This window comes from Stutzerimonas azotifigens, assembly GCF_013522725.1.
Lineage (GTDB): Bacteria > Pseudomonadota > Gammaproteobacteria > Pseudomonadales > Pseudomonadaceae > Stutzerimonas > Stutzerimonas azotifigens_A.
Genome location: NZ_JAAMRF010000001.1, coordinates 347,822 through 373,752, shown reverse-complemented (window position 1 = coordinate 373,752; position 25,931 = coordinate 347,822). Strand labels below are relative to the sequence as shown.

26 protein-coding genes are annotated in these 25,931 nt (G+C 64.1%); 13 read left to right on the top strand and 13 right to left on the bottom strand.

The window, feature by feature from the left end:
• Positions 1-17 precede the first annotated feature (17 nt).
• The 3 genes from G7026_RS01760 to G7026_RS01750 form a co-directional block, all read right to left on the bottom strand.
• On the bottom strand, positions 18-239 hold the full coding sequence (locus tag G7026_RS01760) for a VF530 family protein (RefSeq protein ID WP_181068921.1): 222 nt from the start codon (positions 237-239) through the stop codon (positions 18-20).
• Between the two features lie 82 nt (positions 240-321).
• The gene (locus G7026_RS01755) at positions 322-903 is read right to left on the bottom strand and encodes a DJ-1/PfpI family protein (RefSeq protein WP_181068920.1); all 582 of its coding nucleotides are present in this window, start codon (positions 901-903) and stop codon (positions 322-324) included.
• A gap of 40 nt (positions 904-943) precedes the next feature.
• The gene (locus G7026_RS01750; RefSeq protein ID WP_258190139.1) at positions 944-2,107 is read right to left on the bottom strand and encodes a phospholipase D-like domain-containing protein; all 1,164 of its coding nucleotides are present in this window, start codon (positions 2,105-2,107) and stop codon (positions 944-946) included.
• A 532-nt stretch (positions 2,108-2,639) separates the two neighbouring features.
• Here G7026_RS01750 and olsB point away from each other — a divergent pair.
• The 3 genes from olsB to G7026_RS01735 are packed head-to-tail and all read left to right on the top strand — an operon-like array spanning position 2,640 to position 4,780.
• Entirely contained in the window at positions 2,640-3,392 is a 753-nt protein-coding gene (olsB, locus tag G7026_RS01745) for an L-ornithine N(alpha)-acyltransferase (RefSeq protein WP_181068919.1), read from the top strand.
• Between the two features lies 1 nt (position 3,393).
• Positions 3,394-4,161: a lysophospholipid acyltransferase family protein gene (locus G7026_RS01740; RefSeq protein WP_181068918.1), complete on the top strand. Its 768-nt coding sequence runs from the start codon at positions 3,394-3,396 to the stop codon at positions 4,159-4,161.
• A gap of 49 nt (positions 4,162-4,210) precedes the next feature.
• Complete coding sequence (locus G7026_RS01735) at positions 4,211-4,780, top strand: acyl carrier protein phosphodiesterase (RefSeq protein ID WP_181068917.1); 570 nt, start codon at positions 4,211-4,213, stop codon at positions 4,778-4,780.
• 3 nt (positions 4,781-4,783) lie between these two features.
• Here the strand turns inward: G7026_RS01735 and G7026_RS01730 are convergent, their stop codons facing one another.
• Positions 4,784-5,572 carry a class II aldolase/adducin family protein gene (locus tag G7026_RS01730; RefSeq protein WP_219858258.1) on the bottom strand — a complete coding sequence of 263 codons (789 nt, stop codon included), beginning with the start codon at positions 5,570-5,572 and terminating at the stop codon, positions 4,784-4,786.
• 91 nt (positions 5,573-5,663) lie between these two features.
• The gene (locus G7026_RS01725; protein ID WP_181068915.1) at positions 5,664-6,116 is read right to left on the bottom strand and encodes a flavodoxin; all 453 of its coding nucleotides are present in this window, start codon (positions 6,114-6,116) and stop codon (positions 5,664-5,666) included.
• Positions 6,117-6,355: 239 nt separating this feature from the next.
• Between G7026_RS01725 and G7026_RS01720 the strand changes: the two genes are divergently transcribed.
• The 3 genes from G7026_RS01720 to folX all read left to right on the top strand — a co-directional run bounded on the left by G7026_RS01720 (position 6,356) and on the right by folX (position 8,202).
• Positions 6,356-6,982, top strand: coding sequence for a PilZ domain-containing protein (locus G7026_RS01720; RefSeq protein WP_181068914.1), 627 nt, complete (start codon positions 6,356-6,358; stop codon positions 6,980-6,982).
• Between the two features lie 105 nt (positions 6,983-7,087).
• Entirely contained in the window at positions 7,088-7,798 is a 711-nt protein-coding gene (gene folM / locus G7026_RS01715) for a dihydromonapterin reductase (RefSeq protein ID WP_181068913.1), read from the top strand.
• Between the two features lie 29 nt (positions 7,799-7,827).
• Positions 7,828-8,202 carry a dihydroneopterin triphosphate 2'-epimerase gene (gene folX / locus G7026_RS01710; RefSeq protein ID WP_181068912.1) on the top strand — a complete coding sequence of 125 codons (375 nt, stop codon included), beginning with the start codon at positions 7,828-7,830 and terminating at the stop codon, positions 8,200-8,202.
• On the opposite strand, the gene G7026_RS01705 is transcribed toward folX, so the two are convergent.
• On the bottom strand, positions 8,177-9,181 hold the full coding sequence (locus tag G7026_RS01705; RefSeq protein WP_181069230.1) for an SDR family oxidoreductase: 1,005 nt from the start codon (positions 9,179-9,181) through the stop codon (positions 8,177-8,179). The genes folX and G7026_RS01705 overlap by 26 nt on opposite strands.
• 174 nt (positions 9,182-9,355) lie before the next feature.
• Between G7026_RS01705 and G7026_RS01700 the strand changes: the two genes are divergently transcribed.
• Entirely contained in the window at positions 9,356-9,646 is a 291-nt protein-coding gene (locus tag G7026_RS01700; RefSeq protein ID WP_181068911.1) for a DUF1244 domain-containing protein, read from the top strand.
• Positions 9,643-9,990: a HopJ type III effector protein gene (locus tag G7026_RS01695; protein WP_181068910.1), complete on the top strand. Its 348-nt coding sequence runs from the start codon at positions 9,643-9,645 to the stop codon at positions 9,988-9,990. The genes G7026_RS01700 and G7026_RS01695 overlap by 4 nt, the downstream gene beginning before the upstream one ends.
• Positions 9,991-10,035: 45 nt before the next feature.
• Here the strand turns inward: G7026_RS01695 and trxB are convergent, their stop codons facing one another.
• Positions 10,036-11,019: a thioredoxin-disulfide reductase gene (trxB, locus tag G7026_RS01690; RefSeq protein WP_181068909.1), complete on the bottom strand. Its 984-nt coding sequence runs from the start codon at positions 11,017-11,019 to the stop codon at positions 10,036-10,038.
• Positions 11,020-11,216: 197 nt separating this feature from the next.
• Here trxB and cysZ point away from each other — a divergent pair, with 197 nt between their 5' ends.
• Positions 11,217-11,966 carry a sulfate transporter CysZ gene (gene cysZ / locus G7026_RS01685; protein ID WP_181068908.1) on the top strand — a complete coding sequence of 250 codons (750 nt, stop codon included), beginning with the start codon at positions 11,217-11,219 and terminating at the stop codon, positions 11,964-11,966.
• 50 nt (positions 11,967-12,016) lie between these two features.
• On the opposite strand, the gene G7026_RS01680 is transcribed toward cysZ, so the two are convergent.
• From G7026_RS01680 to G7026_RS01665, 4 genes are all read right to left on the bottom strand, one after another.
• Positions 12,017-13,126: an NADH:flavin oxidoreductase gene (locus G7026_RS01680; RefSeq protein WP_181068907.1), complete on the bottom strand. Its 1,110-nt coding sequence runs from the start codon at positions 13,124-13,126 to the stop codon at positions 12,017-12,019.
• A 63-nt stretch (positions 13,127-13,189) separates the two neighbouring features.
• A complete protein-coding gene (locus tag G7026_RS01675) occupies positions 13,190-13,786 on the bottom strand; it encodes a TetR/AcrR family transcriptional regulator (RefSeq protein WP_181069228.1) in 597 nt (198 codons plus the stop codon).
• Positions 13,787-13,913: 127 nt separating this feature from the next.
• Positions 13,914-14,399, bottom strand: a complete 486-nt coding sequence (locus G7026_RS01670) for a glutathione peroxidase (RefSeq protein ID WP_181068906.1) — start codon at positions 14,397-14,399, stop codon at positions 13,914-13,916.
• A gap of 126 nt (positions 14,400-14,525) precedes the next feature.
• The gene (locus G7026_RS01665; protein WP_181068905.1) at positions 14,526-15,011 is read right to left on the bottom strand and encodes an FKBP-type peptidyl-prolyl cis-trans isomerase; all 486 of its coding nucleotides are present in this window, start codon (positions 15,009-15,011) and stop codon (positions 14,526-14,528) included.
• An 86-nt stretch (positions 15,012-15,097) separates the two neighbouring features.
• Between G7026_RS01665 and G7026_RS01660 the strand changes: the two genes are divergently transcribed.
• The 4 genes from G7026_RS01660 to G7026_RS01645 all read left to right on the top strand — a co-directional run bounded on the left by G7026_RS01660 (position 15,098) and on the right by G7026_RS01645 (position 19,792).
• Entirely contained in the window at positions 15,098-15,313 is a 216-nt protein-coding gene (locus tag G7026_RS01660) for a DUF3565 domain-containing protein (protein WP_181068904.1), read from the top strand.
• Positions 15,314-15,323: 10 nt separating this feature from the next.
• Complete coding sequence (locus G7026_RS01655; RefSeq protein WP_181068903.1) at positions 15,324-16,514, top strand: acetate kinase; 1,191 nt, start codon at positions 15,324-15,326, stop codon at positions 16,512-16,514.
• 65 nt (positions 16,515-16,579) lie between these two features.
• Positions 16,580-18,673 (top strand): phosphate acetyltransferase, encoded by a 2,094-nt coding sequence (gene pta, locus G7026_RS01650; protein WP_181068902.1) that lies wholly within the window; start codon positions 16,580-16,582, stop codon positions 18,671-18,673.
• A gap of 204 nt (positions 18,674-18,877) precedes the next feature.
• Entirely contained in the window at positions 18,878-19,792 is a 915-nt protein-coding gene (locus tag G7026_RS01645; protein WP_181069226.1) for an acyltransferase, read from the top strand.
• Between the two features lie 29 nt (positions 19,793-19,821).
• Here the strand turns inward: G7026_RS01645 and G7026_RS01640 are convergent, their stop codons facing one another.
• Together G7026_RS01640 and G7026_RS01635 are read right to left on the bottom strand one after the other, a co-directional pair.
• A complete protein-coding gene (locus G7026_RS01640; protein WP_181068901.1) occupies positions 19,822-21,966 on the bottom strand; it encodes a putative bifunctional diguanylate cyclase/phosphodiesterase in 2,145 nt (714 codons plus the stop codon).
• Positions 21,967-22,120: 154 nt separating this feature from the next.
• On the bottom strand, positions 22,121-25,852 hold the full coding sequence (locus G7026_RS01635; RefSeq protein WP_181068900.1) for a CHASE domain-containing protein: 3,732 nt from the start codon (positions 25,850-25,852) through the stop codon (positions 22,121-22,123).
• Between the last annotated feature and the right edge of the window lie 79 nt (positions 25,853-25,931).

Sequence of the window (25,931 nt, the reverse complement as noted above, 5' to 3'; positions counted from 1 at the left end):
GCGGTTCCGATCCCGCATCAGCGCGACTGGCGCATCCGCACGAACAGCGCCTCGACCTTTTCCCGCGCCCAGGGGGTACGACGCAGAAAGGTCAGGCTGGACTTGATGCTCGGCTCGCTCTTGAAGCAGCGAATATCGATACGCTGGGCAAGGCCATCCCAACCGTAACGGGCCTGAAGCTCGACGAGCATGGCCTCGAGCGTCACGCCGTGCAGCGGGTCGTGGGAAGAGTCGGGCACTGTGAGCCTCGCCTTGGTCGATGAAGGGCCGACAGCATAGTGAAAGCGGCTGCGTCGGGCAAAGCCGCCGCAGCCATTTCGATCACAGACGGATCTCGGTACCGAGCAGCTTGAGAAACGCCGCCAGCCAGGCCGGATGAGCAGGCCAGGCGGGGGCCGTGACCAGATTGCCTTCGGTGTGCGCCTGATCGACCGGGATGTCGACGAACTCGCCGCCGGCCAGCTTCACCTCAGGGGCACACGCCGGATAGGCGCTGCAGCCTCGCCCTTGCAGCACGCCCGCTGCGGCCAGCAACTGGGCGCCATGGCACACCGCCGCGATCGGCTTGCGCGCTTCGGCGAAGGCCCTGACCAGCGCCAGCACCTGGTCATTGAGGCGCAGGTACTCCGGAGCACGACCGCCTGGAATCACCAGCGCGTCATAATCCTGCTCGCGCACCTGGGCGAAGTCGAAATTGAGCGCAAACCGATGCCCGGGCTTTTCGCTATAGGTCTGCTCGCCTTCGAAGTCGTGGATAGCGGTACGCACCGTCTCCCCCGCCTTCTTGTCGGGGCAGACCGCATGGACGTTGTGCCCAACCATCAGCAGTGCCTGGAATGGGACCATGGTTTCGTAGTCTTCGACGTAGTCTCCCACCAGCATCAGAATCTTTTTCGCGGCCATGTGCGTGTCCTCCGGTGAAAAGGCTTAAAAGGCTGGCGGCTCAGCCGCTGCGGTTGAAAACGTTGATCAGCAGCTTGTCGAGCGTGCCCCACAAACGCTGATGCACGCGGGTGAACAACGGTCGATGCTTCCACTGCGCCATATCGATTTCCAGACTCTGCTGAAAATCCTGCTCGAAGCTCATCGCCGCCTCGCCGGCGAATCCCGGATCGATCACTTCGAGATTGGCTTCCAGATTCCAGCGCAGGTTCCAGTGATCGAAGTTGCAGGAACCGACGCTGACCCAGTCGTCCACCAGCACCATCTTCAGGTGCAGGAAGTGTGGCTGATATTCGAAGATGCGCACGCCGACTCTCAGCAAGCGTGGGTAGTAGCGCTGCCCGGCATAACGTACCGGCGGATGATCGGTGTTGCGACTGGTCAGCAGCAGGCGCACGTCGACCCCGCGTCGAGCCGCGCGGATCAGGGCGCGGCGGACCTTGCCAGTTGGCAGGAAATAGGGAGTAGCCAGCCAGATCCTGTCCTTGGCCAGTCGGATATTGCGCAGCAGACTGTGCAGCACATCGCGGTGCTGGCGCGCCGCCGCGTAGGCCACACGGCCCATGCCCTCGGTAGCCATCGGGCTGGGCGGAATCCGCGGCGGCCGGACCGGCACCGGCAATTGCCAGATACGTCGCTTCAGGCAATGCACCCACTGCGCTTCGAACAGGCGTTGCCAGTCCGCCAGCAGCGGGCCACCGATTTCCGCCATCGCTTCGTGCCAGTGCTCGCTCGGGTCATCTGGATTCCAGAACTCGTCGGTGATGCCGGCCCCTCCGACGTAACCGACGCGGTCATCGATCAGGAGGATCTTGCGGTGATCGCGGTGCAGGTTGCGAAAACGCAGGCGCAGCGACAGAGGGTTATAGACGCGCAGGTCGACACCGGCCTGCGCCAGCCGATCACGGGGTTTCTGCCCCAGTTTGAGGCAGCCGAAGCCATCGAACAGACAGCGTATCGCCACGCCACGCCCGGCCGCCGCAATCAGCGCATCAACCAACCGATCGGCGCAGCGCCCATCCTCGACCAGATAGAACTCCAGATCGATCGTATGCCGAGCCGTACCGATGGCCTCGAGCATGACCGGAAAGAACGTCGGCCCGTCGAGCAGCAATCGAAAACGATTACCGTCGCGCCACGGGAACACCCCGCCCGCCAGCTTCAACGCAGGCGCTCCCGGCCAGGGGCAGCGGGATGCCGTTGCGCAGGCCTGACAATGACAGGAGTGCGTTGCTCTTGGGGCGACGGATGGCGGATGCGCGGAACACCGCTACCGCCGAGCACGGCGCCGAGCTTGCTCTGCTGCTTCATGAAATCCCTTTGCGAAAGTTCGTTCGCGACAGCGATGCGCCGCCGCTGAGCGAGGGGGGCCGAATCGCCTTGCCGGCATCGGATCTCACACGCCCAGATATAGGCTTGGGAAGCCGGCCAGAGTTCCACCCCGGACCGGGGTCCAGGTTCGCATCGAGCCCGATTCGAAAGCCATAGCTGCACCGCCCGTGCAAGGCGCCAAACCACTGCCGCCAGGCCAATCGCGACGCCGTGCACGGCCGCCGCGGCTGTCATCCAAGCATCATCCCTTCGTCACCTGGCTGACACCACGGCTACCTAGCCTGAGCCTGCCAACCCGATCGCCACCTACAGGCAGACCGGGACAGGCAGTCACGCCGCTTGCGGCGACCTCAGGGAGACACAGCATGACCGCGATCGTATCGACCCGCACCTTGGCACATCGTCGACTGCAAGCAGAGCGCCTGGTCGGCCCGGCGGCCCTGCGCGACGCTCAGGCCCTGCGTTACCGCGTGTTCAGCCAGGAATTCGCGGCGCGGCTCAAAGGCGAAGAGTTCGGCCTGGACATGGATGACTACGATCCTCATTGCGAGCACATCGGCGTACGCGATCTGGACTCCGGAGCCCTGGTGGCCACCACTCGCCTGCTCGACCACGTCGCCGCCCGAGGGCTGGGCAGCTTCTACAGTGAACAGGAGTTCAGCCTGCACGGGCTGGCGCACCTCGATGGCCCAATTCTCGAAATCGGTCGCACCTGCGTCGACCCCGATTACCGCAACGGCGCGACCATCGCTGTGCTCTGGGGCGAACTCGCCGAGGCCCTCAACCGCGGCGGCTATCGCTACCTGATGGGCTGCGCCAGCATTCCCATGCAGGACGGCGGCATCCAGGCGCAGGCCATCATGCAGCGCCTGCGCGAACGCTACCTGTGCACCGAGCACGTGCGTGCCGAGCCGAAGAATCCGCTGCCGCCGCTGGACCTTCCCGGCAACCTGATTTCGGAAATGCCACCCCTGCTCAAGGCATACATGCGCCTGGGCGCGAAAATCTGCGGCGAGCCGTGCTGGGACCCGGACTTCCAGGTCGCCGACGTGTTCATTCTGCTCAAGCGCGACGAGCTGTGCCCGCGCTATGCGCGCCACTTCAAGGCGGCGGTGTGAGATGACGCGGCTACGTCTGTATCGCCGGCTGCTGCGCCTCGCCGCAGTCATCACCCAAGGCCTGGCCATGGCCTGCTGGGTTTCACTGCGCCGGCGCCTGGGCCGTGACGATCCTGCGCTCCAGCAGCAGCTGACCCGTGTTTTTCTCGGCCGTCTGGCCGCAACGCTGCCGTTGCGCGTCCAGGTGATTGGCGAACTGCCGGATCGCCCGATGCTGTGGCTCGCCAACCACCTGTCCTGGACGGACATTGCGCTACTAGGCAGCCTGACGCCGCTTTCGTTCCTGTCCAAATCGGAGGTGCGCCGCTGGCCCGTGATCGGCTGGCTCGCCCAGCAGGCCGGAACGCTGTTCATCCGCCGGGGCGCCGGCGACAGCGCCGAGGTCAGGCAATTGCTGGGCAGCCAACTGCAGGCCGGATGCCCCTTGCTGATCTTCCCCGAAGGCACCACCACCGACGGCAGCACTCTGCGCACCTTCCATGCCCGTCTGCTGTCGTGCGCCATCGACGCCGGCGTGCCGCTGCAGCCGGTCGCGCTGCGCTATCGCCGCAATGGCGAGCCCGACCGGCTAACGCCTTTCGTCGGTGACGACGATCTCCTCTCTCACCTACTGCGGCTGCTCCGCAGCGAAGAGGCCGATGTGGAAATCCAGCTGCTCACGCCCATCGAGACCGCAGGCCTTAACCGCAACAGCCTGGCGCGCCTGAGCCACACGGCAATCGCCGAAGCGCTGTACGGCAGCGCCGAGATCGAAAAGGCCGCCGCCTGACCGAAGACGTCGACGCCAGTATGGGCAGCGCCTGGGTTAAGCTTGGGGGATGAATTACCTCGCACACCTCCACCTTGGCGGCCCGCGCCCGGCCGATCTGCTCGGCAGCCTGTACGGCGATTTCGTCAAGGGCCCGCTGCAGGGACGCTGGTCGGCCGACATCGAGGCCGGTATCCGCCTGCACCGTCAGATCGATGTATTCACCGACAGCCATCCGCGCGTGCTGATGGCCAAGGCGCGCTTTCCGACCGAGCGCCGTCGACTGGCCGGCATTCTCGTCGACCTGTTCTTCGACCATTGCCTGGCGGCGAACTGGCACGACTATGCCGAAGAGCCACTCGATGTTTTCACCCGGCGCGTCTATCGGGTCCTGAAGGACGAAGCCGAACTACCCGGCGCACTGGCGCAGATCGCTCCACGCATGGCCGCGCAGGATTGGCTCGGCAGCTACCGCGAATTCAGTGTGCTCGAGCAGGTGATCGCAGGCATGAGCCGGCGCCTGTCGCGCCCACAGGCGCTGGACGGCAGCCTGCAGGAGCTCGAGCGTCTGTACGCGCCGCTCAGCGAGGATTTCCGCAGTTTCTACCCCGACCTGCAGGCCTTCGCGACGCGGCGCTGAACCTCAGGCGTCGTATCCGGGGCTCTGCAGATCCAGCTTGCGCAACAGCGCCGGCCAGGCGAGCGCGCCACCCATACCTTTCGACGTCTTGGTCACCGCGGCGGCCATCGCCTTGGCGCCATCGAGGATCTGCTGCGGAATGGGGATCAGTTCGGTGCCACCGGACTGCGCCATCACCTGGATCTCGCAGGCACGCTGGAAGGTGAACATCATCAGGAAGGTGTCGGCGATGCTGCGCCCGCAGGTCATCAACCCGTGGTTGTGCAGCAGCATGAAACCGGTGTGGCCAAGGTCGGCCTGCAACCGCGCCTTTTCGTCGTGATTGAGCGCCACACCTTCGTAGCCGTGATGGGAAAGGCTGGCCAGCACGAACAGCGCTTGCTGACTGATCGGTAACAGCCCCTGGCGCTGGGCCGAGACTGCAACGCCTGCGGCGGTATGGGTGTGCATCACGCACGCCACGTCATGGCGAACCTCATGAACCGCACTGTGGATCGTATAGCCGGCGGGGTTGATGTCGTAGGGGCTGTCCATCAGCTTGTTGCCGGCCAGATCGATCTTCACCAGGCTCGAGGCGGTGATCTCGTGGAACATCATCCCGTAGGGGTTGATCAGAAAATGCTCGCTGTCGGGAATCCTCGCCGAGATGTGGGTGAAAATCAGGTCATCCCATCCATGCAGGGCCACCAGCCGATAACAGGCCGCCAGATCGACCCGCGCCTGCCACTCGGCCGGGCTGACCTGGTCTCTTACTGCGGGGAGCGTATGTAGAGCCGTCACAGTACACCTCATCCATTGTTGTTCTGATGAGGCTGAGTCTAGCCTGCCCGGCTAACTCGCCCAGTCGCGTTGTCAGCCAGCGCAGTGACTCACCGGGACATCGCTAAGCTTGCAGCGCGGCGGCCAACCGATCCAGCCAGGGCTCGGCGTCGCTCTGCGGGGTAACCGTCTCGCTGGCATCGAGGCGCAGCATCTCCAGCACCTCGCGCATGCCCAGTTCGGCAAAGAGTTCGCGCATCTGCTCGCCACCGCCGCAGAAGGTATCGCCATAGCTCGCATCGCCCAGCGCGATGACCGCGCACGGCAGGCCCTGCCAGGCCGGGAACTGATCGCGGATGGTGGAATAGAGCGGTATCAGGTTATCGGGTAGCTCACCCATGCCGGTGGTGGACGTCACCGCCAACAGCGCGTCGGGGCCGAACGTCTGGATCTGCGGCAGTTGCGCCCGGGGATCGTGCCAGACGTCGAAGCCAGCCGCCTTCAGGCGCTCCCCAGCATGCCGTGCCACGTCTTCGGCGGTGCCGTAGACCGAGCCTGAGAGAATTGCGATCTTCATGATGTCGCTCCGATCAAAACCTCCGATTATGCCCCATCGCGGGCCGCGGCTCGAATCGTGACCGATCACAGAGCGGTCGACCGACGGTAGCGTCACGGCGCCCTCCCATGCGGAACCAATTCGACACCATGAGGTCTTAGCGCCGTCCCCACCACACGGCACCGATCCCCTGCAAGGGACGCGGCCCGCCCGGCGCCCTGCAACCGCCCGGCTCAGCATCCCCGAGAGGGATAATCCCGATGGCCGACGACAGCATTCTCTCCAGCGACGAGCTGGAGTTCATCAACAGCCTGATGAACCCGCCAACGGTCGGGCAGCCGTCGAATACGCCCACCTTCAGGGTCGACGGCGGGCCTCAGTCCAACCAGATGCTTTCGACACTGGCGCAACACTCGAAGCTGACCTTCGACGCCCAGTTCGACGACTTCTGCATGTCCTTTCCGCTGCAGCTGGCCAAGGACGAATTTCACGTCCTGCAGCTGAGAATGGCCGCACCGGTCATCTACGAGCGAGGCCCGGTACTGCGCGCCTGGCGCTTCCATCCCGACAAGCCGCTGCCGCTGCTCGAAGCCGATGGTGGCAGGAGCAGCCTGAGCGTGCATGAATTGTCGCCGAGCGGCTTGCTCGTCGATACCAGCCGCAAGCGCAACACGCCGGATTACTTCCAGCTTCGCCTGGCGCTGCCCGGGGGCGACACGCTCCCGCTGGAAGCACGGCGCGTGCGCGATGTCGACGAAGGCATGACCGCCTATGAGGTCGACTACCCCGAACAGAAGGATGCCGAGCGCATCCGCCGCTACCTCTTCAGGCAGCACCGCCGCCTGCACCCGGAACTGCAACCCGAAATGCCCCTCGATCTGGTGTAAGCTCCCCGCTCAGCACCGCTCGCGCTGCGGCAACGCGTCCTCTCCAGGACGCGCCGTGGCGACTGGCGGCGCACGCCTGACTCCATCTCGTTTGCAGTAGCCGCCATGAAGCCAGTCACGCCACCGATTCTCATCACCGGAGCGGCCCAGCGCATCGGCCTGCATTGCGCCGAACGGCTGCTGGACGACGGCCAGCCCGTGATCGTCAGCTACCGACAAGAGCAGCCCAGCCTGCAACGACTACGCTCACGCGGCGCGATCGCACTGCACGGGGATTTCAGCGACGAGAGCGGCATTCTCGCCTTTATCGATGCCCTCAAGGACACGACCGGGCAGCTGCGCGCGATCGTGCACAACGCCTCGCTCTGGCACCCGGACACGCCAGGAGAGGAAGCCGAGGCGTTTCGCCAGATGTTCCAGGTGCACATGCTCGCGCCCTACCTCATCAACCTGCACTGCAGCGACCTGCTACGCCACGGCGGCCCGGCTGATATCGTCCACATCAGCGATGATGTCACGCGCAAGGGAAGCGCCAAGCACACCGCGTATGCTGCCAGCAAAGCCGGCCTGGAAAGCCTCACGCTGTCGTTCGCGGCGCGCCTGGCGCCGGCGGTGAAGGTCAATGGCATCGCGCCGGCGCTGATCCAGTTCAATGAAGGCGACGACGAGGCTTATCGCCGCAAGGCATTGGCCAAGTCCGCACTGGGCATCGAGCCGGGTGCCGAAGTGATCTACCAGAGCCTGCGCTACCTGTTGGACAACCCCTATGTCACCGGCGCCCTGCTGCCGGTAAACGGCGGACGACACCTGGTTTGACCGCCCATGAGCTTGATTGGAGTAACGATATGCCCCGACTGGAACCCGCCATGGCGCGCATCCGCGTCAAAGACCTCAGGCTGCGCACCTATATCGGTATCAAGGAGGAAGAAATCCTCAACAAGCAGGACGTGCTGATCAACCTCACGGTGATCTACCCGGCCAGCGATGCCGTGCGCGACAACGCCATCGAGCAGGCACTGAACTACCGCACCCTGACCAAGGCGATCATCGCCCATGTCGAAAGCAATCGCTTCGCCCTGCTGGAGCGCCTGACTCAGGAGATTCTCGACCTGGTGATGGCTAACCCCTCGGTGCGCTACGCCGAGGTCGAAGTCGACAAACCCCACGCGCTGCGCTTTGCCGAGTCGGTATCGATCACCTTGGCCGGCCACCGCGACTGAGCAGACCCGCCACCAACGCACCGCCGGCCAGGGCCAGTGCGCCAAGCGCCAGGCCTCGGCGGTGCATGCTCGCCCACACCTGAACGCTGTGCGCCTTGGCCTCACGGTCGAAACGGCCATGGCTGCCCATGTCGCGCGCTACCGGTTCGAAGAGATTGTCCGGCCGATCGTCCGCCAGCGGCTGGCCGCTCTGCTGGCCATCGTAGCCCTGTTGACTGAGTATCCGGTCAGCCAGCCAGGGAAACAGGCCATTGCCGAGAATCGTCTTGACTGCGGGAAAACCCAGCCAGACTTCGCGACGGCGCTGCCCGGCGGCCCAGACGATGCCTCGGGCAGCGATCTCAGGCTGGAAGATCGGCGGCACCGGCTGCGGCTGTTTCGGCAAACGCGTACGGGCCCAGTCGAATTGCGGTGTGTTGAATGCCGCCAGCTGCACCATGGTGACATGTACCCGGCTGCGATCATGCCTGAGCTCCACCCGCAGGGCATCGGTAAAACCGCGCACCGCGAACTTGGCGGCGCAGTAGGCCGACTGCAAGGGAATCGCACGGTAGGCCAGCGCCGAGCCGACCTGGACGATGGTGCCGCGATTGCGTGCCCGCATGCGCTTGAGCGCGGCGCAGGTGCCATGCACGGTACCCAGGTAACTGACCTCGGTGACCCGCCGATACTCCTCGGCGCTGATCTGGTGGACCGGCGCAAGAATCGTGACCATGGCGTTGTTGACCCAGATGTCGATGGGGCCGAGCTCGGTTTCGATCCGCTCGGCGGCCGCTTCGACCTGAGCCGAATCGGCCACGTCCACGCGAATCGTCAACGCCCGGCCTCCTAGCGCTTCGACTTCCCGTAGGGCTCCCTGCAATCCTTCCTCGCCTCGCGCCAACAATGCGAGGCGAGCGCCCTGCCGAGCGAATTCAACAGCCGTCGCACGTCCGACCCCTGCCGACGCGCCAGTCACCACCACTACCTTGTCTCTCATCGTCGTCATCTTCGCGGTGTCCTCTCTCGGGCTTGCCTTGCGTGGGCGAGCCTCTGTCTATCCGGTGGCAACCGGGCCAGGAAGTTCCACCCAGCTGCCGGGCGCGGACGCTGGCCCGGTGCTCGAAGCAGGCGTTATCATCACGGCCACCTCTGCCACGCCGAGACCCGAACCATGAACGACCAAGAACGCCTCGAACTCGAAGCCGCCGCCTTTCGCCGCCTCGTGCAGCATCTGCGCAGTCGCCCCGACGTGCAGAATATTGATCTGATGAACCTGGCCGGCTTCTGCCGCAACTGCCTGTCCAAGTGGTACAAGGCTGCCGCCGAAGACATGGACCTGGAGGTCAGCTACGACCAGGCCCGCGAAGAGATCTACGGCATGCCGTACGAAGAATGGAAAGGCCGCTACCAGAAGGAAGCGAGCGCCGAACAGCAGGCCGCATTCGACAAGGGACAGAAATGAGCGAAGCACTGAAAGAATTCCGCGCTCGCCTGAGCAGCAGCACCCACAGGTTTAGCGAGACCCTCACCTTTATCGACAGCCATTACCTCTATCAGCCGAGCAGCTTCGTCAACGGCGATGTGGAAAACGCGGCCGGTGAAAACATGGGCTCGTGCAAGACGCTGGGGCTCGCCCTGCTCGAAGGCTTCTCGACCGAAGAAGCGCTGCTGGCGTTCGCCGAGCATTACCAGGCCGTGCTGGCAACGCCGAACGGCGATGACCACCGCAACATCCGCGCGCTGATGCAGACCGGCTTGCCTGGCGTGCGTTTCGAGGCCATGCCGCTTGCCCGCAAGCCAAGCTGAACGAAAACGGCCCGCATGCGCGGGCCATCGGGACGTGGCTAGGGCCTAGATCCCGTCGAGATAGCGCTCGACATCCAGAGCCGCCATGCACCCGGCGCCTGCCGAGGTGATCGCCTGACGATAGACGTGATCAGCGACATCGCCAGCGGCGAACACGCCCGGCACGCTGGTAGCAGTCGCGTTGCCGTCACGCCCGCCGTGAATGACGATGTAACCATCCTTCAGCGCCAGCTGCCCCTCGAACAGCGAGGTGTTGGGTGTATGCCCGATGGCAACGAACAGACCGTCGACATCGAGCCGTTCGATCTGCCCATCACGCCCACGCAACTGCACGCCGGTCACGCCCATTTCATTACCCAGCACCTCGTCCACTTCCCGATCAAGGCTGAGCACGATCTTGCCTTCGGCGACCCGCTCGCGGAGCTTATCCTGGAGAATCTTCTCGGCACGGAAACTGTCGCGACGATGCACCAGGGTCACCCGGCTGGCGATATTGGCCAGATACAGGGCCTCTTCGACGGCAGTGTTGCCGCCACCGACCACCGCGACCTCCCGGTTGCGGTAGAAAAAGCCGTCACAGGTGGCGCATGCCGAGACCCCGCGACCCATGAAGGCTTCTTCCGAGGGAAGACCCAGGTAGCGCGCGCTCGCCCCGGTGGCGATGATCAGAGCATCGCAGCTGTAGCTCGTGCTGTCGCCGATCAGAGTGAATGGCTTGCCGGCCAGATCCACGGCCTTGATATGGTCGAAGACGATTTCAGTCTCGAAGCGCTCGGCATGGGTCTGCATGCGCTGCATGAGGTCAGGACCGGTCAAGCCGTGCGGGTCGCCTGGCCAGTTGTCCACTTCGGTGGTCGTGGTTAGCTGACCACCCATCTGCATGCCGGTGATGAGCAACGGCTTGAGGTTGGCGCGCGCGGCATAGACCGCAGCGCTGTAGCCGGCCGGCCCGGAGCCGAGAATGATCAGTCGAGCGTGACGATCTGCCATGGGGACTCCTTGCCTGTCGGCGAAATAAAAAAGGGTCATCCCAGCACTTGGGGAAGGCTTGATGGAGCGGATGACCCTCGGGAAACCAATGGCGCGAACTCTACGCCTGGAACGCAGTTCACAGAAATTCAGGTATTCGATCCGCTGCATAGGCAACGGCTATCGATCTGACGGGGCACTTTTACACGCCGGGCAAAGCCGGTAAGGTCGCCGCATCCGTTCGCTGGAGTCTTCCCATGCCCGCTGCACTTTCCGGCCCGCAATACCTGCGCGAGGGTCTGCGACTGGTCCTCAGCCCAGGCCTGAGGCTCTTCGTGTTACTGCCGCTGACCGCGAACCTTCTGGTGTTCGCCAGCCTGATCTATTTCGCCATCAGCCGCTTCGGCGGCTGGGTGGATGTCTTCATGCCGAACCTGCCGGACTGGCTCGGCTTCCTCGAATACCTGATCTGGCCACTGTTCGTGGCACTGGTCCTGCTGATGGTGTTTTTCACCTTCACACTGTTCGCCAACATCATCGCCTCGCCGTTCAACGGGTTTCTTGCCGAGAAGGTCGAAGTCGTCGTGCGTGGCGAGGACGATTTTCCACCGTTCAGCTGGCGCGAGCTGTTCGCCCTGCTGCCCCGCACCATCGGTCGGGAACTGCGCAAGTTGGCCTACTTCGCGCCACGCGCACTGGCACTGGTGATCCTGTCGTTCATTCCGGTGGTGAACCTGGTGGCTGCGCCTTTGTGGCTGCTGTTCGGCATCTGGATGATGGCCGTGCAGTACATCGACTACCCGGCCGACAACCACAAGATGAGCTGGAACGACATGATGGCCTGGCTGCGCCAGCGACGCTGGCAGAGTCTGAGCTTCGGTGCGGTGACCTACGCCGCGCTGCTGATCCCGGTGGTCAACCTCTTGATCATGCCTGCCGCGGTCGCCGGTGCGACCGTGCTCTGGGTGCGCGAAGGCGGCGGAAATCCCGTGGTCCGGCGCAACTAGAAAAAAGCCGGGCTGCAGCAGCCCGGCCAGATAGGCCGCAGCGCCTGGCGTCAGGCCAGGGTCGCCAGCGCCTCGCGGCTGAACGGCAGGATGTCCTGCATGCGGCCGTCGCGGACCTTCGCCGCCCATTCCGGATCGACGATCAGGGCGCGGCCCACGGCGACCAGATCGAACTCCTGGTCGTCCAGGCGTTGCAACAGATTCTCGATGCTGGCCGGCTGGGCCACTTCGTCGGTCTTGCCGAAGAACTGGGTGAACTCGCTGCCGTCCAGGCCAACGCTGCCGACAGTGATGGTCGGCTTGCCGGTGAGCTTGCGTGTCCAGCCGGCCAGGTTCAGCTCGGAGCCTTCGAACTCGGGAATCCAGAACCGTCGGGTCGAGCAGTGAAAGATGTCGACGCCCGCCTCGGACAAGGGCTTGAGGAATGCCCCCAGCTCCTCGGCGCTCTGCACCAGGCGGGCACTGTAATCCTGCTGCTTCCATTGCGAAAAACGGAAGATGATCGGGTAGTCCGGACCCACCGCCTCGCGCACCGCCTGGATCAGCTCGATGGCGAAGCGCGAACGGTTGGCCAGGCTGCCGCCGTATTCGTCGGTGCGCTGGTTGCTGCCTTCCCAGAAGAACTGGTCGATCAGGTAGCCATGGGCACCATGGATCTCGACACCATCCATGCCGATCGCCTTGGCATCCCGGGCGGCCTGGGCGAACGCGGCGATGACTTCGCGAATATCGTCCTTCGTCATGCCATGGACCAGAACCTTATCGTCCTTGCGCTTCTCCATCGGCCCGTAGCCCGGCACGCTCGCGTCCGGCTCGGCGCCGAGCCGACGCACGTTGCCCACATGCCACAGCTGCGGAACGATGGTGCCGCCCTCGGCATGCACCGCGTCGACCACCTGCTTCCAGCCCGCCAGGGCGTCCTCGCCATAGAAGCGCGGAACGTTGGGATAACCGTTGGCCGCGCGATGCCCCACGGTGGTGCCTTCGGTGACGATCAGGCCGACGCCTGCCGCCGCACGGCGCCGGTAGTACTCCACCACCGCCTGGTTCGGCACGCCGCCTGGCGAGAAGGAGCGGGTCATCGGTGCCATCACGACGCGGGTGGGAATGGTCAGCGAACCGAGGCGAAAGGGTTGGAACAGGGACTGTGCAGCGGTCATCGAGGGCAACTCCATGCAGTTTAAAATGACCGGTCGTCTAGCGAACCGGAAAAAGGGGAAGCGTCAGCGATGGCGCAGCAGCCACTCCAGCTGACCGAGGAAACTTTCCAGCGGCGCCACCCGGCCACCGACCTTCATCCGCATCAAGGCGCCTTCCCAGGCGTTGCCAATGAACTCGGCCAGCGAGCGGCAATCCACGTCGGAGGCGATTTCGCCCGCCTCGCGCGCCGACTCCAGGCAATCCGCCAGCAGCGTGACCGATCGCTCGAGAATCGCCTCGACCCGTTGGCCGATCGGCTGGCACAGCTCGGCCATCTCGAAGCTCAGGCTGCCGATGAAACAGTGGTACTCGGGGGTAGGCTGGCGGGCGAAGTGAGCCACCAGCTCGCGGTAGTAATCGAGGATGCGCTGCGTCGGTGGCAGGCGCGTGTCGGTCAGCGCACATTCGTAACGCTGCAGCCGCGGCCGATAGAGATGATCGAGCGCCTGCAGGGCGAAGTCTTCCTTGCTGGCGAAATAGTGATAGAACGAGCCCTTCGGCACGCCGGCGGCCTGGACGATCTCCAGCACGCCGGTACCGTGATAGCCACGCCGGGTTATCACCTGCGCACCCTTGGCGAGGATCAGTTCATGCTTGTCGGAGCGGGCTCGGCTGTTCATGGAGCCGAGAATATGACCGGTCGTCTCGGACACATAGCATCATCAACGACGCTTATCGGCGGCCAACTGCAACGGTCATAAGCAACAGGAAGATGCCCGGCGCGGAACCGGCCGGGCAACGGCAACATCAGTCACCGAGGGCTTTTTCGATGGCCTGGATCAGCGCCGGGTCGTCAGGCGTGGTACGCGGCGAGAAGCGCGCCAGCACGCGGCCGTCCTTGCCGACCAGAAATTTTTCGAAATTCCAGCTGATGTCGCCCGGGAAGTCGGCACCTTCGCCCGCCAGCAGGCGGTACATCGGGTGACGCTGCGGGCCGTTGACTTCGAGTTTGCCGGTCAGCGGAAAGCTGACGCCATAGGTGGCGCTGCAAAAGCCCTGGATATCCTCGTCGGAGCCAGGCTCCTGGGCGGCAAACTGGTTGCAGGGCACACCGAGCACGCTGAAGCCACGTTCGCCATATTCCTGCTGCAACTTCACCAAGCCGGCATATTGGGGTGTCAGGCCGCATTGCGACGCGACGTTGACGACCAGGGTGACCTTTTCCTTGAAGGGCGCGAGCGGCAGCTCCCCACCTCCCAGAGCCGGCAGCTTCAACTCGTGGAACGCACTCATTTTCAACTCCTACAGAGGACAAAGGCGCTCCGGCAATACCGGAACGCCTCCTACACGCTACCCGAACACCGCCGGGTACCGTCAACCATGCCCAATGGTCACACAGGGATCAGCGTTACGCTGTCCTCAATGATGATGACCACCTTCACCATGGATATGCCCATGGGCAACTTCTTCCTCGCTGGCCTCGCGCACATCGACGATCTTCACGTCGAAGTTCAGGCGCTGGCCGGCCAGCGGGTGGTTACCGTCGACCGTCACGTCGTCGCCCTCGACGTCGCGAATGGTGACGATCTGCATGCTGCCATCCGGGCCGGAGGCGTGGAACTGCATGCCGACTTCAAGCTCGTCGACGCCTTCGAACATGGCGCGGCTCAGGGTGGCGACCAGCTCGGCGCTGTATTCACCGTAGGCATCTTCGGGCTCGATCGCGACCTGCACGTGATCGCCGCTCTGCTTGCCTTCGAGGGCCTTTTCCAGCCCGGCGATGATGTTGCCTGCGCCATGCAGGTAGACCAGCGGCGCACCGCCGGAAGAGCTGTCGATTACCTCACCGGCATCGTTGGTGAGGGTATAGTCGATGGAGACAGCCTTGTTCGCGGCGATCAGCATGGGAGTGGACCTTTGCTTGAGAGTTATGAATGCCAAAGTTTAACCGCGGCCCGCGATGATTGCGAATCGAGGCCAGATGAACGGGAATGGCTGCCATGCCCACTATTTCGTATCTGATTGATTTTCATCAGGACGACGACCTGCACTGGGTGGCAGTCTTGTCGTGTGGTCATACGCAGCACCTGCGGCACCAGCCGCCTTGGCAATCACGTGCCTGGGTGGTCGATCCCGAGCAGCGGCGCGCCCGGCTCGGCAAGCCGTTCCCCTGCGGCTGGTGCGCCAAGGGCTGCGATACAACATGAAGGAGTTTCGATGTCTGCGCGCAATATCCTGGTGGTCAACTGTGGCAGCTCTTCGATCAAGTTCGCGCTGATCAACGAAGCGCATTCGCAATTCCCCCTGAGCGGACTGGCCGAGCGGCTCGGTACCGCCGACGCGGTGCTGCACTGGCAGCGCAGCAGCGGCGAAAAGGACAGCATGCTGATCCCCAACGCCGATCATCGCGCGGCCCTTTCGCAGCTGTTGCCGATGGTCAATTCGGTGGCTGGCGGCCAGCTTCACGGCATCGGCCATCGGGTCGTTCATGGTGGAGAATTTTTCACCCGCGCGACGCTGATCGACCAGAAGGTGCTGGCCGCGATCGACGCGACCGCCCCCCTCGCCCCGCTGCACAACCCGGCCAACCTGCAGGGCATTCAGGCGGCGATGAAACTGTTCCCCAACCTGCCGCACGTGGCGGTTTTCGATACCGCGTTCCACCAGACGCTGCCTGAGCACGCTTTCCGCTATGCCCTGCCCGATCACCTCTATCGGCAGCACGGCGTGCGCCGCTATGGCTTTCACGGCACCAGTCACCGCTTCGTCAGCCACCGCGCCGCCAGCATGGCCAACCTGGCCGTGGGCGACAGCAGCTGGCTCAGCGCACACCTGGGCAATGGCTGCTCCACCTGCGCGATCGTCAACGGCCAGAGCCGCGACACCAGCATGGGCCTGACGCCGCTGGAAGGCGTGGCGATGGGCACCCGCAGTGGCGACGTCGACCCCAACCTGCACAGCCACCTCGCCAGGGCGCTGGGCTGGCGCCTCGAGCAGATCGATCGGATGCTGAACAACGACAGCGGAGTCAAGGGTTTGTCCGGCCTGTCCAACGACATGCGCACCCTGGAACAGGCGCGTGAACAGGGACATGTCGGCGCGACGCTGGCCATCGAAGTGTTCTGCTATCGCATTGCCAAGTCGCTGGCCGCCATGGGTTGCGCCCTACCCCAGCTGGACGGCCTGATCTTCACCGGCGGGATCGGCGAGAACTCGCCGCTGATCCGACGCAAGACCGTCGAGCACCTGCGCCTGTTCAATCTGGAACTGGACAGCGAGGCCAACGCGCGCTGCATCCGCGGAGTATCCGGATTCATCCAGGCCTATGGCCGCCCACGGGTGCTGGTGGTACCGACCAACGAAGAACGCCAGATCGCCCTCGACACCCTGGGCCTGCTGGACGCCTGATTCGCCCAGGCGCCCGGCGTCGACCATCGCCGCGCCCTGCCCGCTTCGCTCTCAAGGAGAACCGGATGCACACCTTTTTCATCTCGCCGACCGGCTTCGGCGTCGGCCTGACTTCCATCAGCCTCGGCCTGGTTCGCGCGCTCGAGCGCAACGGCCTGAAGGTCGGCTTCTTCAAGCCCATCGCCCAACCGCACCTGGGAGATGAAGGCCCGGAACGCTCGACCGAACTGATCGCCCGCACCCACGGCCTGACGCCGCCCAAGCCGCTCGGCCTGGCCAAGGTGGAGCGCATGCTCGGCGATGGCCATGTCGACGAATTGCTCGAAGAGATCGTCAGCCTGTTCCAGCAGGCTGCGCAGGACAAGGACGTGGTGATCGTCGAAGGCATGGTGCCGACCCGCCAGGCCAGTTATGCCGCTCGGGTCAACCAGCACCTGGCCAAGAGCCTGGACGCCGACGTGATCCTGGTCAGCGCGCCGGAAAGCGAAACCCTCGGGGAGCTCTACGGGCGCATCGAGATCCAGGCTCAGCAGTTCGGTGGTCCGAAGGACCCGAAGGTGCTCGGGGTGATTCTCAACAAGGTGCGCCATGAAGCGGGCATGGACGATTTCGTCCAGCGCCTCAAGCGACACGCGCCTATGCTCGACAGCGACCACTTCCGCCTGATCGGCTGCATCCCCTGGGCCGACGAACTCAACGCGCCACGCACCCGCGACATCGCCGACCTGCTCGGTGCCCGGGTCCTCAATGCCGGCGAGTACGAGCAGCGCCGCGTCGGCAAGATCGTACTGTGCGCCCGCGCCGTGCCGAACACCGTGCAGTTGCTCAAGCCGGACGTGCTGGTGGTGACCCCCGGCGATCGCGACGACATCATCCTCGCCTCGAGCCTGGCCGCCATGAACGGCGTACCGCTGGCAGGGCTGCTGCTGTGCAGCGACTTCGCCCCCGATCCGCGGATCATGGAACTCTGCAAGGGCGCGCTGCAGAGCGGCCTGCCAGTGCTGACGGTCTCGACCGGTTCCTACGACACCGCGACCAACCTCAACCGGTTGAACAAGGAAATCCCGATCGACGACCGCGAGCGCGCCGAGAAGGTGACCGAATTCGTCGCCGGCCATATCGAGCACGATTGGCTCAAGCAACGTTGCGGCAGCCCGCGCGAGCTGCGCCTGTCCCCACCGGCATTCCGCTACCAGTTGGTCAAGCGCGCCCAGGCGGCCAACAAGCGCATCGTGCTGCCCGAAGGCAGCGAGCCGCGCACCATTCAGGCGGCGGCGATCTGCCAGGCCCGCGGCATCGCCCGCTGCGTGCTGCTCGCCAAGCCCGACGAGGTGCACAGCGTCGCCCAGGCTCAGGGGATCGAGTTGCCGGACGGGCTGGAGATTCTCGACCCTGACCTGATCCGCGAGCGCTACGTGCCGTCGATGGTGGAACTGCGCAAGGGCAAGGGCCTCAACGCGCCGATGGCCAGCGCCCAGCTGGAGGACTCGGTGGTGCTGGGCACCATGATGCTGGCCCTGGATGAGGTGGACGGGCTGGTATCGGGTGCCATCCATACCACCGCCAACACCATCCGCCCGGCCCTGCAGCTGATCAAGACCGCGCCGGGTTACAAGCTCGTCTCCTCGATCTTCTTCATGCTGTTGCCCGACCAAGTGGTGGTCTATGGCGACTGCGCGGTCAATCCCGACCCGACTGCCGCCGAGCTGGCGGAAATCGCCATCCAGAGTGCCGATTCGGCTGCGGCCTTCGGCATCCCGCCTCGGGTGGCGATGATCAGCTATTCCACCGGCGATTCGGGCAGCGGCGAGGAAGTGGAAAAAGTGCGTGAAGCCACTCGTCTGGCCCGCGAGCTGCGTCCCGATCTGGCGCTCGACGGCCCGCTGCAGTACGACGCCGCCGCCATCGAGAGCGTCGGCCGGCAAAAAGCGCCCAACAGCAAGGTCGCGGGCAACGCCACGGTGTTCATCTTCCCCGACCTCAATACCGGCAACACGACCTACAAGGCCGTGCAGAGAAGCGCCAACGTGATCAGCGTCGGGCCGATGCTGCAAGGCTTGCGCAAGCCGGTGAACGATCTGTCGCGCGGGGCCCTGGTCGACGATATCGTCTTCACCATCGCCCTCACTGCAATCCAGGCTGCCAGCCAGGAAGCCTGACTCTCCGCGCGCCATCGCCTCCGGGCGGTGGCGCGCCGGGCCCCACCTGTATCCCCGGCGGCCACGTCCGTCCCGCCTGCGACCGTTGCCGATCTTCGGCGATAACTTGCAGTTCTACCCACAATCGTTACCCTTGGCGCCCAAAATAACGACCCAAGCGCCAACCGGGCCATCGCCCTGCGCTTTTTTTCGAGACATCGCATGATGCTGAGCTTTCTGCCTCACTGCCTTCGCGGCACTCTTGCCGGCCTGCTATTGATCCTCAATACGCTGTTCTGGTGCTGGCCGCTGTTCGCCCTTTCGCTGCTCAAGCTGGTGCTGCCATTCCCGGTGGTGCAACGGTCACTGCGCACCGCCATGCACTGGATCGCTGAATCCTGGATATCGGTGAACAGTTTCTGGATGGATCTGGTGCAGCGCACCCACTGGGACGTCCAGGGACTGGAGAAGGTGGACATGGGACATTCCTACCTGGTCACCAGCAACCACCAGAGCTGGGCCGACATCCTGATGCTGCAGTACCAGCTCAACCGGCGGATGCCGATTCTCAAGTTCTTCCTCAAGCAGGAGCTGATCTGGGTTCCCGTGATCGGGCTGTGCTGGTGGGCGCTGGAGTTTCCCTTCATGAAGCGCTTCAGCAAGGAGTACCTGGCCAAACACCCTGAAAAGCGCGGCCAGGACCTGGCGACCACGCGCAAGGCCTGCGAACGCTACAAGACCAACCCGGTGTCGGTGTTCAACTTCCTCGAGGGCACGCGCTTCACCCCCGCCAAGCACGATGAACAGGACTCGCCGTTCAGGTATCTGCTCAAGCCCCGCGCGGGCGGCATCGCCTTCGTGCTGGACGCCATGGGCGAGCAGCTGACCGCGCTGATCGACATCACCATCCACTATCCGGACGGCAATCCGAGCTTCTGGGATCTGCTGTGCGGGCGGATACGCCACGTGGTGATACGCATCGAGGCGATGCCGATTCCAGCCGAATTCATCTGCAAGAGCTATGACCAGGACGAGCAATACCGGCTGAGCTTCCAGCAGTGGGTGAACCAGCTCTGGCAGGACAAGGACGCCGAGCTCGAAGCGCTGCACCGGGAATACCCGGACTCCGCAGACCAGTGAGCGCGGGTGGCCTGGATGGGCCGCCCGAATCAGTCCCCGGGCACCGCCACCGGTAGCCGACTCCAGTCGATCTGCGACGGGAAATTCTTTGCCTGATCGCAGCTAAGCCCCGGCGCCACCAGAAAACCCTGCATCACGTGGCAATCGTGGGCGATCAGCCAATCCCGCTGGGCCATGGTTTCCACACCCTCGGCGATTACTTCCAGGCCCAGGTTGCGGCCCAGGTCGATGATGGTGCTGACCACCGCCGCATCGCGGGGCGAGTCGAGCATGTTGGACACGAACAGCCGGTCGATCTTCAGCGTATCGAGCTCGAAATGCCGCAGGTAGGCGAGCGACGAATAACCGGTGCCGAAATCGTCGATCGCCACCCTGACGCCCAGCTTGCGCAGGTTGCTGAGTTTCTCGCAGCTATGGTCGAGGTCCTGCATCAACGTTCCTTCGGTGACCTCCAGCTCCAGTTGCGATGGCTTTAGCCGGTAGTCGTCGAGCAGCCTGCTGAGCGCATCCACCAACCCGGCCATGGCGAACTGGATCGGGCTGACATTGATGCTCAGGACCAGGTCATCGCCCAGGCGTGGCAGCCATTCCTGACATTGACTCAGGCTCTCGCGCATTACCCACTCGCCTACCCGGTTGATCAGGCGCGTTTCTTCGAGCAGAGGGATAAACACGCCCGGCATTACCTGCCCGCTGCCGTTGCCGTCCCAGCGCAACAGCGCCTCGAAACCGCGCAGGCGGCCGGTGTCGAGCTGAATCTGCGGCTGGTAGACCAATCCGAAATCGTTGCGATCGATCGCGCTGCGCAGGTTTTCCTCCATGATCAGGCGAGCATGGGCACGGCCATTCATTTCCCTGGAGAAGAAGCGGAACTGCTGGCGCCCCGCACGCTTGGCCTCGTACATCGCCATGTCGGCCGAACGCAGCAGGTCTTCGACGTTCTGCCCGCACTCGGGAAAGCTGGCGATGCCAATGCTCGCACCCAGCGTCACCTCGGTGCCCTCGATGCTATGGCGCACCGAAATCAGCTCGATGAGCTTTTCCGCGACCTTGGCTGCGTCTTCGGTGTGTTCCAGCGAATCGAGCAACGCGGTGAATTCGTCGCCGCCCATCCGCGCGAGGATATCGTAGGGTCGCATGCAGGTTTCCAGCAGGCGCGCCACCTTGCACAGGATCGCATCACCCGCCTCGTGACCCAGCGAGTCATTGATGCGTTTGAAGCCGTCCAGATCGATATAGAGGATCGCCATGTGCTTGCCATTGCGGTCGACCCGCGCCAGGGCCGAATCCAGGGCCTGGTGGAAGCCGCGGCGGTTGAGCAACCCGGTCAGCGAGTCGGTGACCGCCTGGGTCTCGAGCTGCACGTGCAGGTTGCGCACGACCGACATATCCAGCGCGATCACCACCATCGAACGCTGTTGGCGCGGCAGAGGCGAGCAACTCAGCGCCACCGGCAGCGACCCTCCATTGCCGGTCCGCAGCTGCGCCTCGTGGACGCGATAGGTCGCACCGCTGCGCCAGTGCAGGTAGAAGTCGGTTTCGCGCCAGGCCTCGGGCATTTCCGGAGCCTCGAGGTGCGTCAGCAACGGGGTGCCCTTGAGCGCATCGACCGTGGTGTGCAGCATTTGCGCGATGGCCGGGTTGGCGAAACTGATGATCCCATCCTCGCCGACCACCAGGATGCCTTCGGCGGCGTTGTTCAATACCGAGGCATTGAACGCCCTGGCGCTGTCGAGCTGCTGGCTGAGCAGCTGCAGATCGCGACGATTGTGCTCGTGGGCCAGCAGCGTGTTGATCTTGTGCTTGAGCACCTGCGGATCGAACGGCTTGAGAATGAAATCCACGGCACCGGTCGCGTAGCCGCGCAGTACCGAATCGCGCGTGTGGGCAATGGCCGAAACGAAGATGATCGGCGTGTAGCGGGTATGGGGGCTGCCGCGCATCAGCCGCGCCACTTCGAAGCCGTCCATGCCGGGCATCTGCACGTCGAGCAGGACCAGTTCGACATCCAGTTCGAGCAGCGCCTGGAGTGCCGCTTCCCCGGAGTTGACGGTGTGCACCTGCCAGTCGCCGTCGCCCAGCAGGGCCTCCATGGCAACCAGATTGGCCTCTCGGTCGTCGACTACCAGCAAGGTGCGGGTGCGAGGGTCCGACTTAAGCTGCGCGCGCGCCATGTGCCACCTCCACTGCCTTCGGCCGCGTGACAATGATCGACACCATGGCCGATTGGAACAGCCGCAGGGCCGAACATGCCAAGAACAGCCCGTGCTCGGACTTGGCGTCCTGCTGGACGTAGGACATGAATAATGGGTGCAATCCACCTTCTCCTTATTTGTCTGCGGAGCGCTTCATCGCCACGCCGAGCCAATGTTCCAGTCGCTCGGCCAGCTCGCTCTGTGCTACCGGCTTGGGCAGATGATCATCGGCCCCGGCCTCGACACAGTGCTCCTTGTCTTCCTTCGTTGCATGGGCCGTGAGGGCAATGATAGGCACCTGACAGCCATGTTCGTTCCTTAACCGACGAATAAGCGTGCGTCCATCCAGCTTCGCCGCACGCATGTCCAGCAGCACCAGATCGATGGGCTCCTCATCGAAACAGTCCAGCGCTTCCTCGGCATCGGTCGCCGGCACCACCTGCAAACCGAGCTCGTCCAGCTGGGCGGTCATGGTGTAGATGGTGCGTACGTCTTCATCCACCAGCAGTACACGCTGCCCCAGTAAAGGTTGTTCCACCGCGCCACGCGAGGCCGGCGAGTTGCGCTCCTGCGGCCTGAGCAGTACGGCGATTTGCTCGATGGCCCGGTCTTTGGACAACGCCACGCCGGAATAACGCTCGAGCCGCTGAAGCTCGTCGTCGTCGAGCGGCTGGCGAACGCCGAGCACTATGCGCGTGCCGCCCAGCGGCCGCAGCCGGTCCAGGGCAGCGAACAGGTCCAGACCGCTCTCGCCGTGAAGCTCATGGTCGATGACCACCGCACTGTAGGACTGCTCAGCATAGGCCAAACGCACCTCGTCGCTGCTGCGTGCGACCGTCACGCTGTAGCCGAGTCGCTCCAGATGGTCACGTAGCGGCTGGCGCAGGCTCCGGTCCGTCTCCAGCAGGAGCAGGCGCAGCGGGTTGTGTTTTTGACGCGCCAGCTCAATGAACAGGCGCTCTAGATCGCTGCGGGGCACCGGTTTGACCAGGTAACGGCTGCTGTCGTCCCGCCAATCGTGCGGCTGCGGCACGCTGCTGATGACGATTACCGAAACGTCACGATGCCGCTCGTCGCCGCGCACGTTGGCAAGCACCTGCCAGCCACTGTGGTCGGGCAGCAGAACATCCAGCACGATTGCGGCGAAGCGATCGTTCTTCAGCGCCTGTTGCGCCTCTTCGGCACTGCTGCAGACGAGACTGTCGAACCCGTGATTACCAGCAGCCTCGGCCACTTCCGTGGCGAACGCGGCATCGCTCTCGACGATCAGCACCCTGGGTCCTAGTGTAGCCCGCTGCACCGGCCGTTCGACGTGCGGCTCGACCCGGGGCTCGGCCAGCTTGGGCTTGGCCAGGATGACCGGAATCTGTACGGCGAAGCAGGAGCCCTCGCCCGGTGCGCTGGTGAGCGTCACGCGGCCATCGAGCACCTCGACCAGTTGCCGGGTGATGGCCAGTCCCAGGCCGGTCCCGCCATAGTGGCGACTGATCGAACCGTCGATCTGCTGAAACGCCTGGAAGATGCGCTCGTGCTGCTCGGCTGGGATTCCAATACCGGTGTCGCACACGCGGATTCGCAGTGTCTCGCTGTCCGGCGCCTCGCCTTCGCCCTCGCCGACCCGATCGACGATGATCTCCACGCTCCCGCGCTCGGTGAACTTCAGTGCATTGGAAAGCAGGTTTAGCAGGATCTGCTGCAATCGAGCGCGGTCGCTGCGTATCGCGGTACGCACACCCGGCTCGATCCGCACGTTCAGCATCAGCCCTTTCTGCTCGGCCATTGGCCGCAGGCTCGCCTCGACTTCGTGTAGCAGATCTTCGAGATCGAGCGTTTCTACATCGAGCTGCATCCGCCCGGCTTCGATCTTCGCCAGGTCCAACACATCGTTGATCAATTGCAGCAGGTCGTTGCCGGCCCTATGCATGATGTCGGCATGGCGAACCTGCTTCTCGGTCAGGTTGCCCGCCGTGTTCTGCCGCATCTGGTCGCTCAGGATCAGGATGCTGTTGAGCGGCGTGCGCAGCTCGTGGGACATGTTGGCAAGGAACTCGGACTTGTAACGGTTGGCCAAGGCCAGCTCATCGGCCTGGTCGCGCAGGCGCCGCTCCGCGGCCTTGCGGTGGCTGATGTCGATGATCACCGCCTGCACCATCAGCTTGTCGCCGGCGCGCATCGGCGACAGACCGACTTCCAGCGGCAGTGGCCGACCATCGGCGTGCTGGCCGAACAGTTCGCGGTTGCTGCCCATCCGCCGCGGCTCGGCGTTCTTCATATAAGCCTGCAAGAGACCCCGGTGGGTTTCGCGCAAGGCATCGGGCAACAACATCTCCACCGGCTGGCCGAGCAGTTGCTGGCGCTCATAGCCGAACATGACCTCGGTCTGCCGGTTGACCATCGCGATGATCCCACGGTTATCGACCAGTACCAGCGCATTGGGCGAGGCCTCCACCAGATTGCGAAAGCGCTCCTCGGCGCTTTTGCGAGCCTGCAGGTCGACCAGATTGATCACATGATGCAGGCCGTCTTCGCGGGTGAGCTGGGTCAGGCTGACCGCCACCGGCACCAGCGTGCCGTCGTCGCGCTGCGCCTGAAATTCCTCCTGATTGGCCGCCATCGGGCCGGCGCGGCTTTCATCGATCAGCACTCCGGGAACGAAACGGCTAACGCGCTCGTTGAGCAACCCTTCGATGGAACTGCCCAGCAGGCTCGCCGCACTCTGGTTGGCCAGTTCGATACGGCCGCGGTCGTTGCACAGCAATGTCGCGACAGGCAGCTTTTCGATCAATTGGCGAAACCGCGACTCGCGCTCCTGCAGCTTGAGGCTGAGGGCACGGCTCTCGCGCAATGTGCGCTCGCGCAGGTAGAAGTAACCGCCAGCCATCAGTGAAAACAGCAGCGCCGCGCCCAGGGCACTGATGAGGCTGAACGACTGTCGGCTGCCGCGCAGGATGGCTTCGTATGCCGGAGTGCTGGCCACCACCAACTGCCAGCTGCGCCCATACATATAGAGATTGCGGGTACGCTTGAACTTCGCGGTTTCCGGTACCGGCAGGCGCTCCGTGAGCAGAGCCGCTTCCGGTTCGGCCGCATCATAGAGCTGCAGCTGGAACAATCCGCTGCGCGACCCGAGGATGCCCTCGAGCAGGTCGTTCAGGCGAAACGCACCATGCAGGGTTCCGGCAAAGGCGGCCCGTCGCTCGTCGCGGGTGGTGGTGGGCGCGTTGGGCGCGTACACCGGCAGATATAACAACACGCCGACTTGCACATGCTGCTCCGTCTCCTGCTTCAACCTCAGCGGCCCGGTCATGACCGGCACGCCCGTCTCGCGAGCGCTTACGATCGCCTCCCGGCGGCCCGGCTCGCTGAGCATGTCGTACCCCACCACCCTGCGATTGCGCCAGTCGGTGGGGTGAATGAAATCGACGATCAGGTACTCGTCGCGCACCCCTTCGGGATACATGCGGAAGCCGGGGCGGCCATTGCTCCGGATATCGGCGATGAGCTGATTCAGTGTCTCGGGAGTGGCGTAGCGTGCCAGGCTGACCGCCTGGATGCCGGGGTAAAGGTCTTGAAGTTGCAGCTGATCGGTGGCGCGAGTCCAGTCCTCGGGCGTGACCTCTCCACTGCCAGCGACGAAGCCGGACAAACCACGCAACACCATCTCGTAAGCACGCATGCGCTCCTTGAGGGTGTGTTCGATGTCATTCACGGCAAAGACGAAGCGACGCTCGTCTTCGGCGGCATTGCGCTTTTCAAGGGCCTGCCATTGCCAGCCGACCCATCCACACAGCCCCGCCAGCAAGGCCAGCGTGACCAACACAGGCAGCCAGGCCCTGCGCGAATGGAAAGCGGGGCGACGATCCATCCGACCTCCTCAGCCACTGCTGGCGCGCTATCAGCATTCTGAGAGTCTTCAGGCGCCCCAGAGGTTCCGACCGATCGAT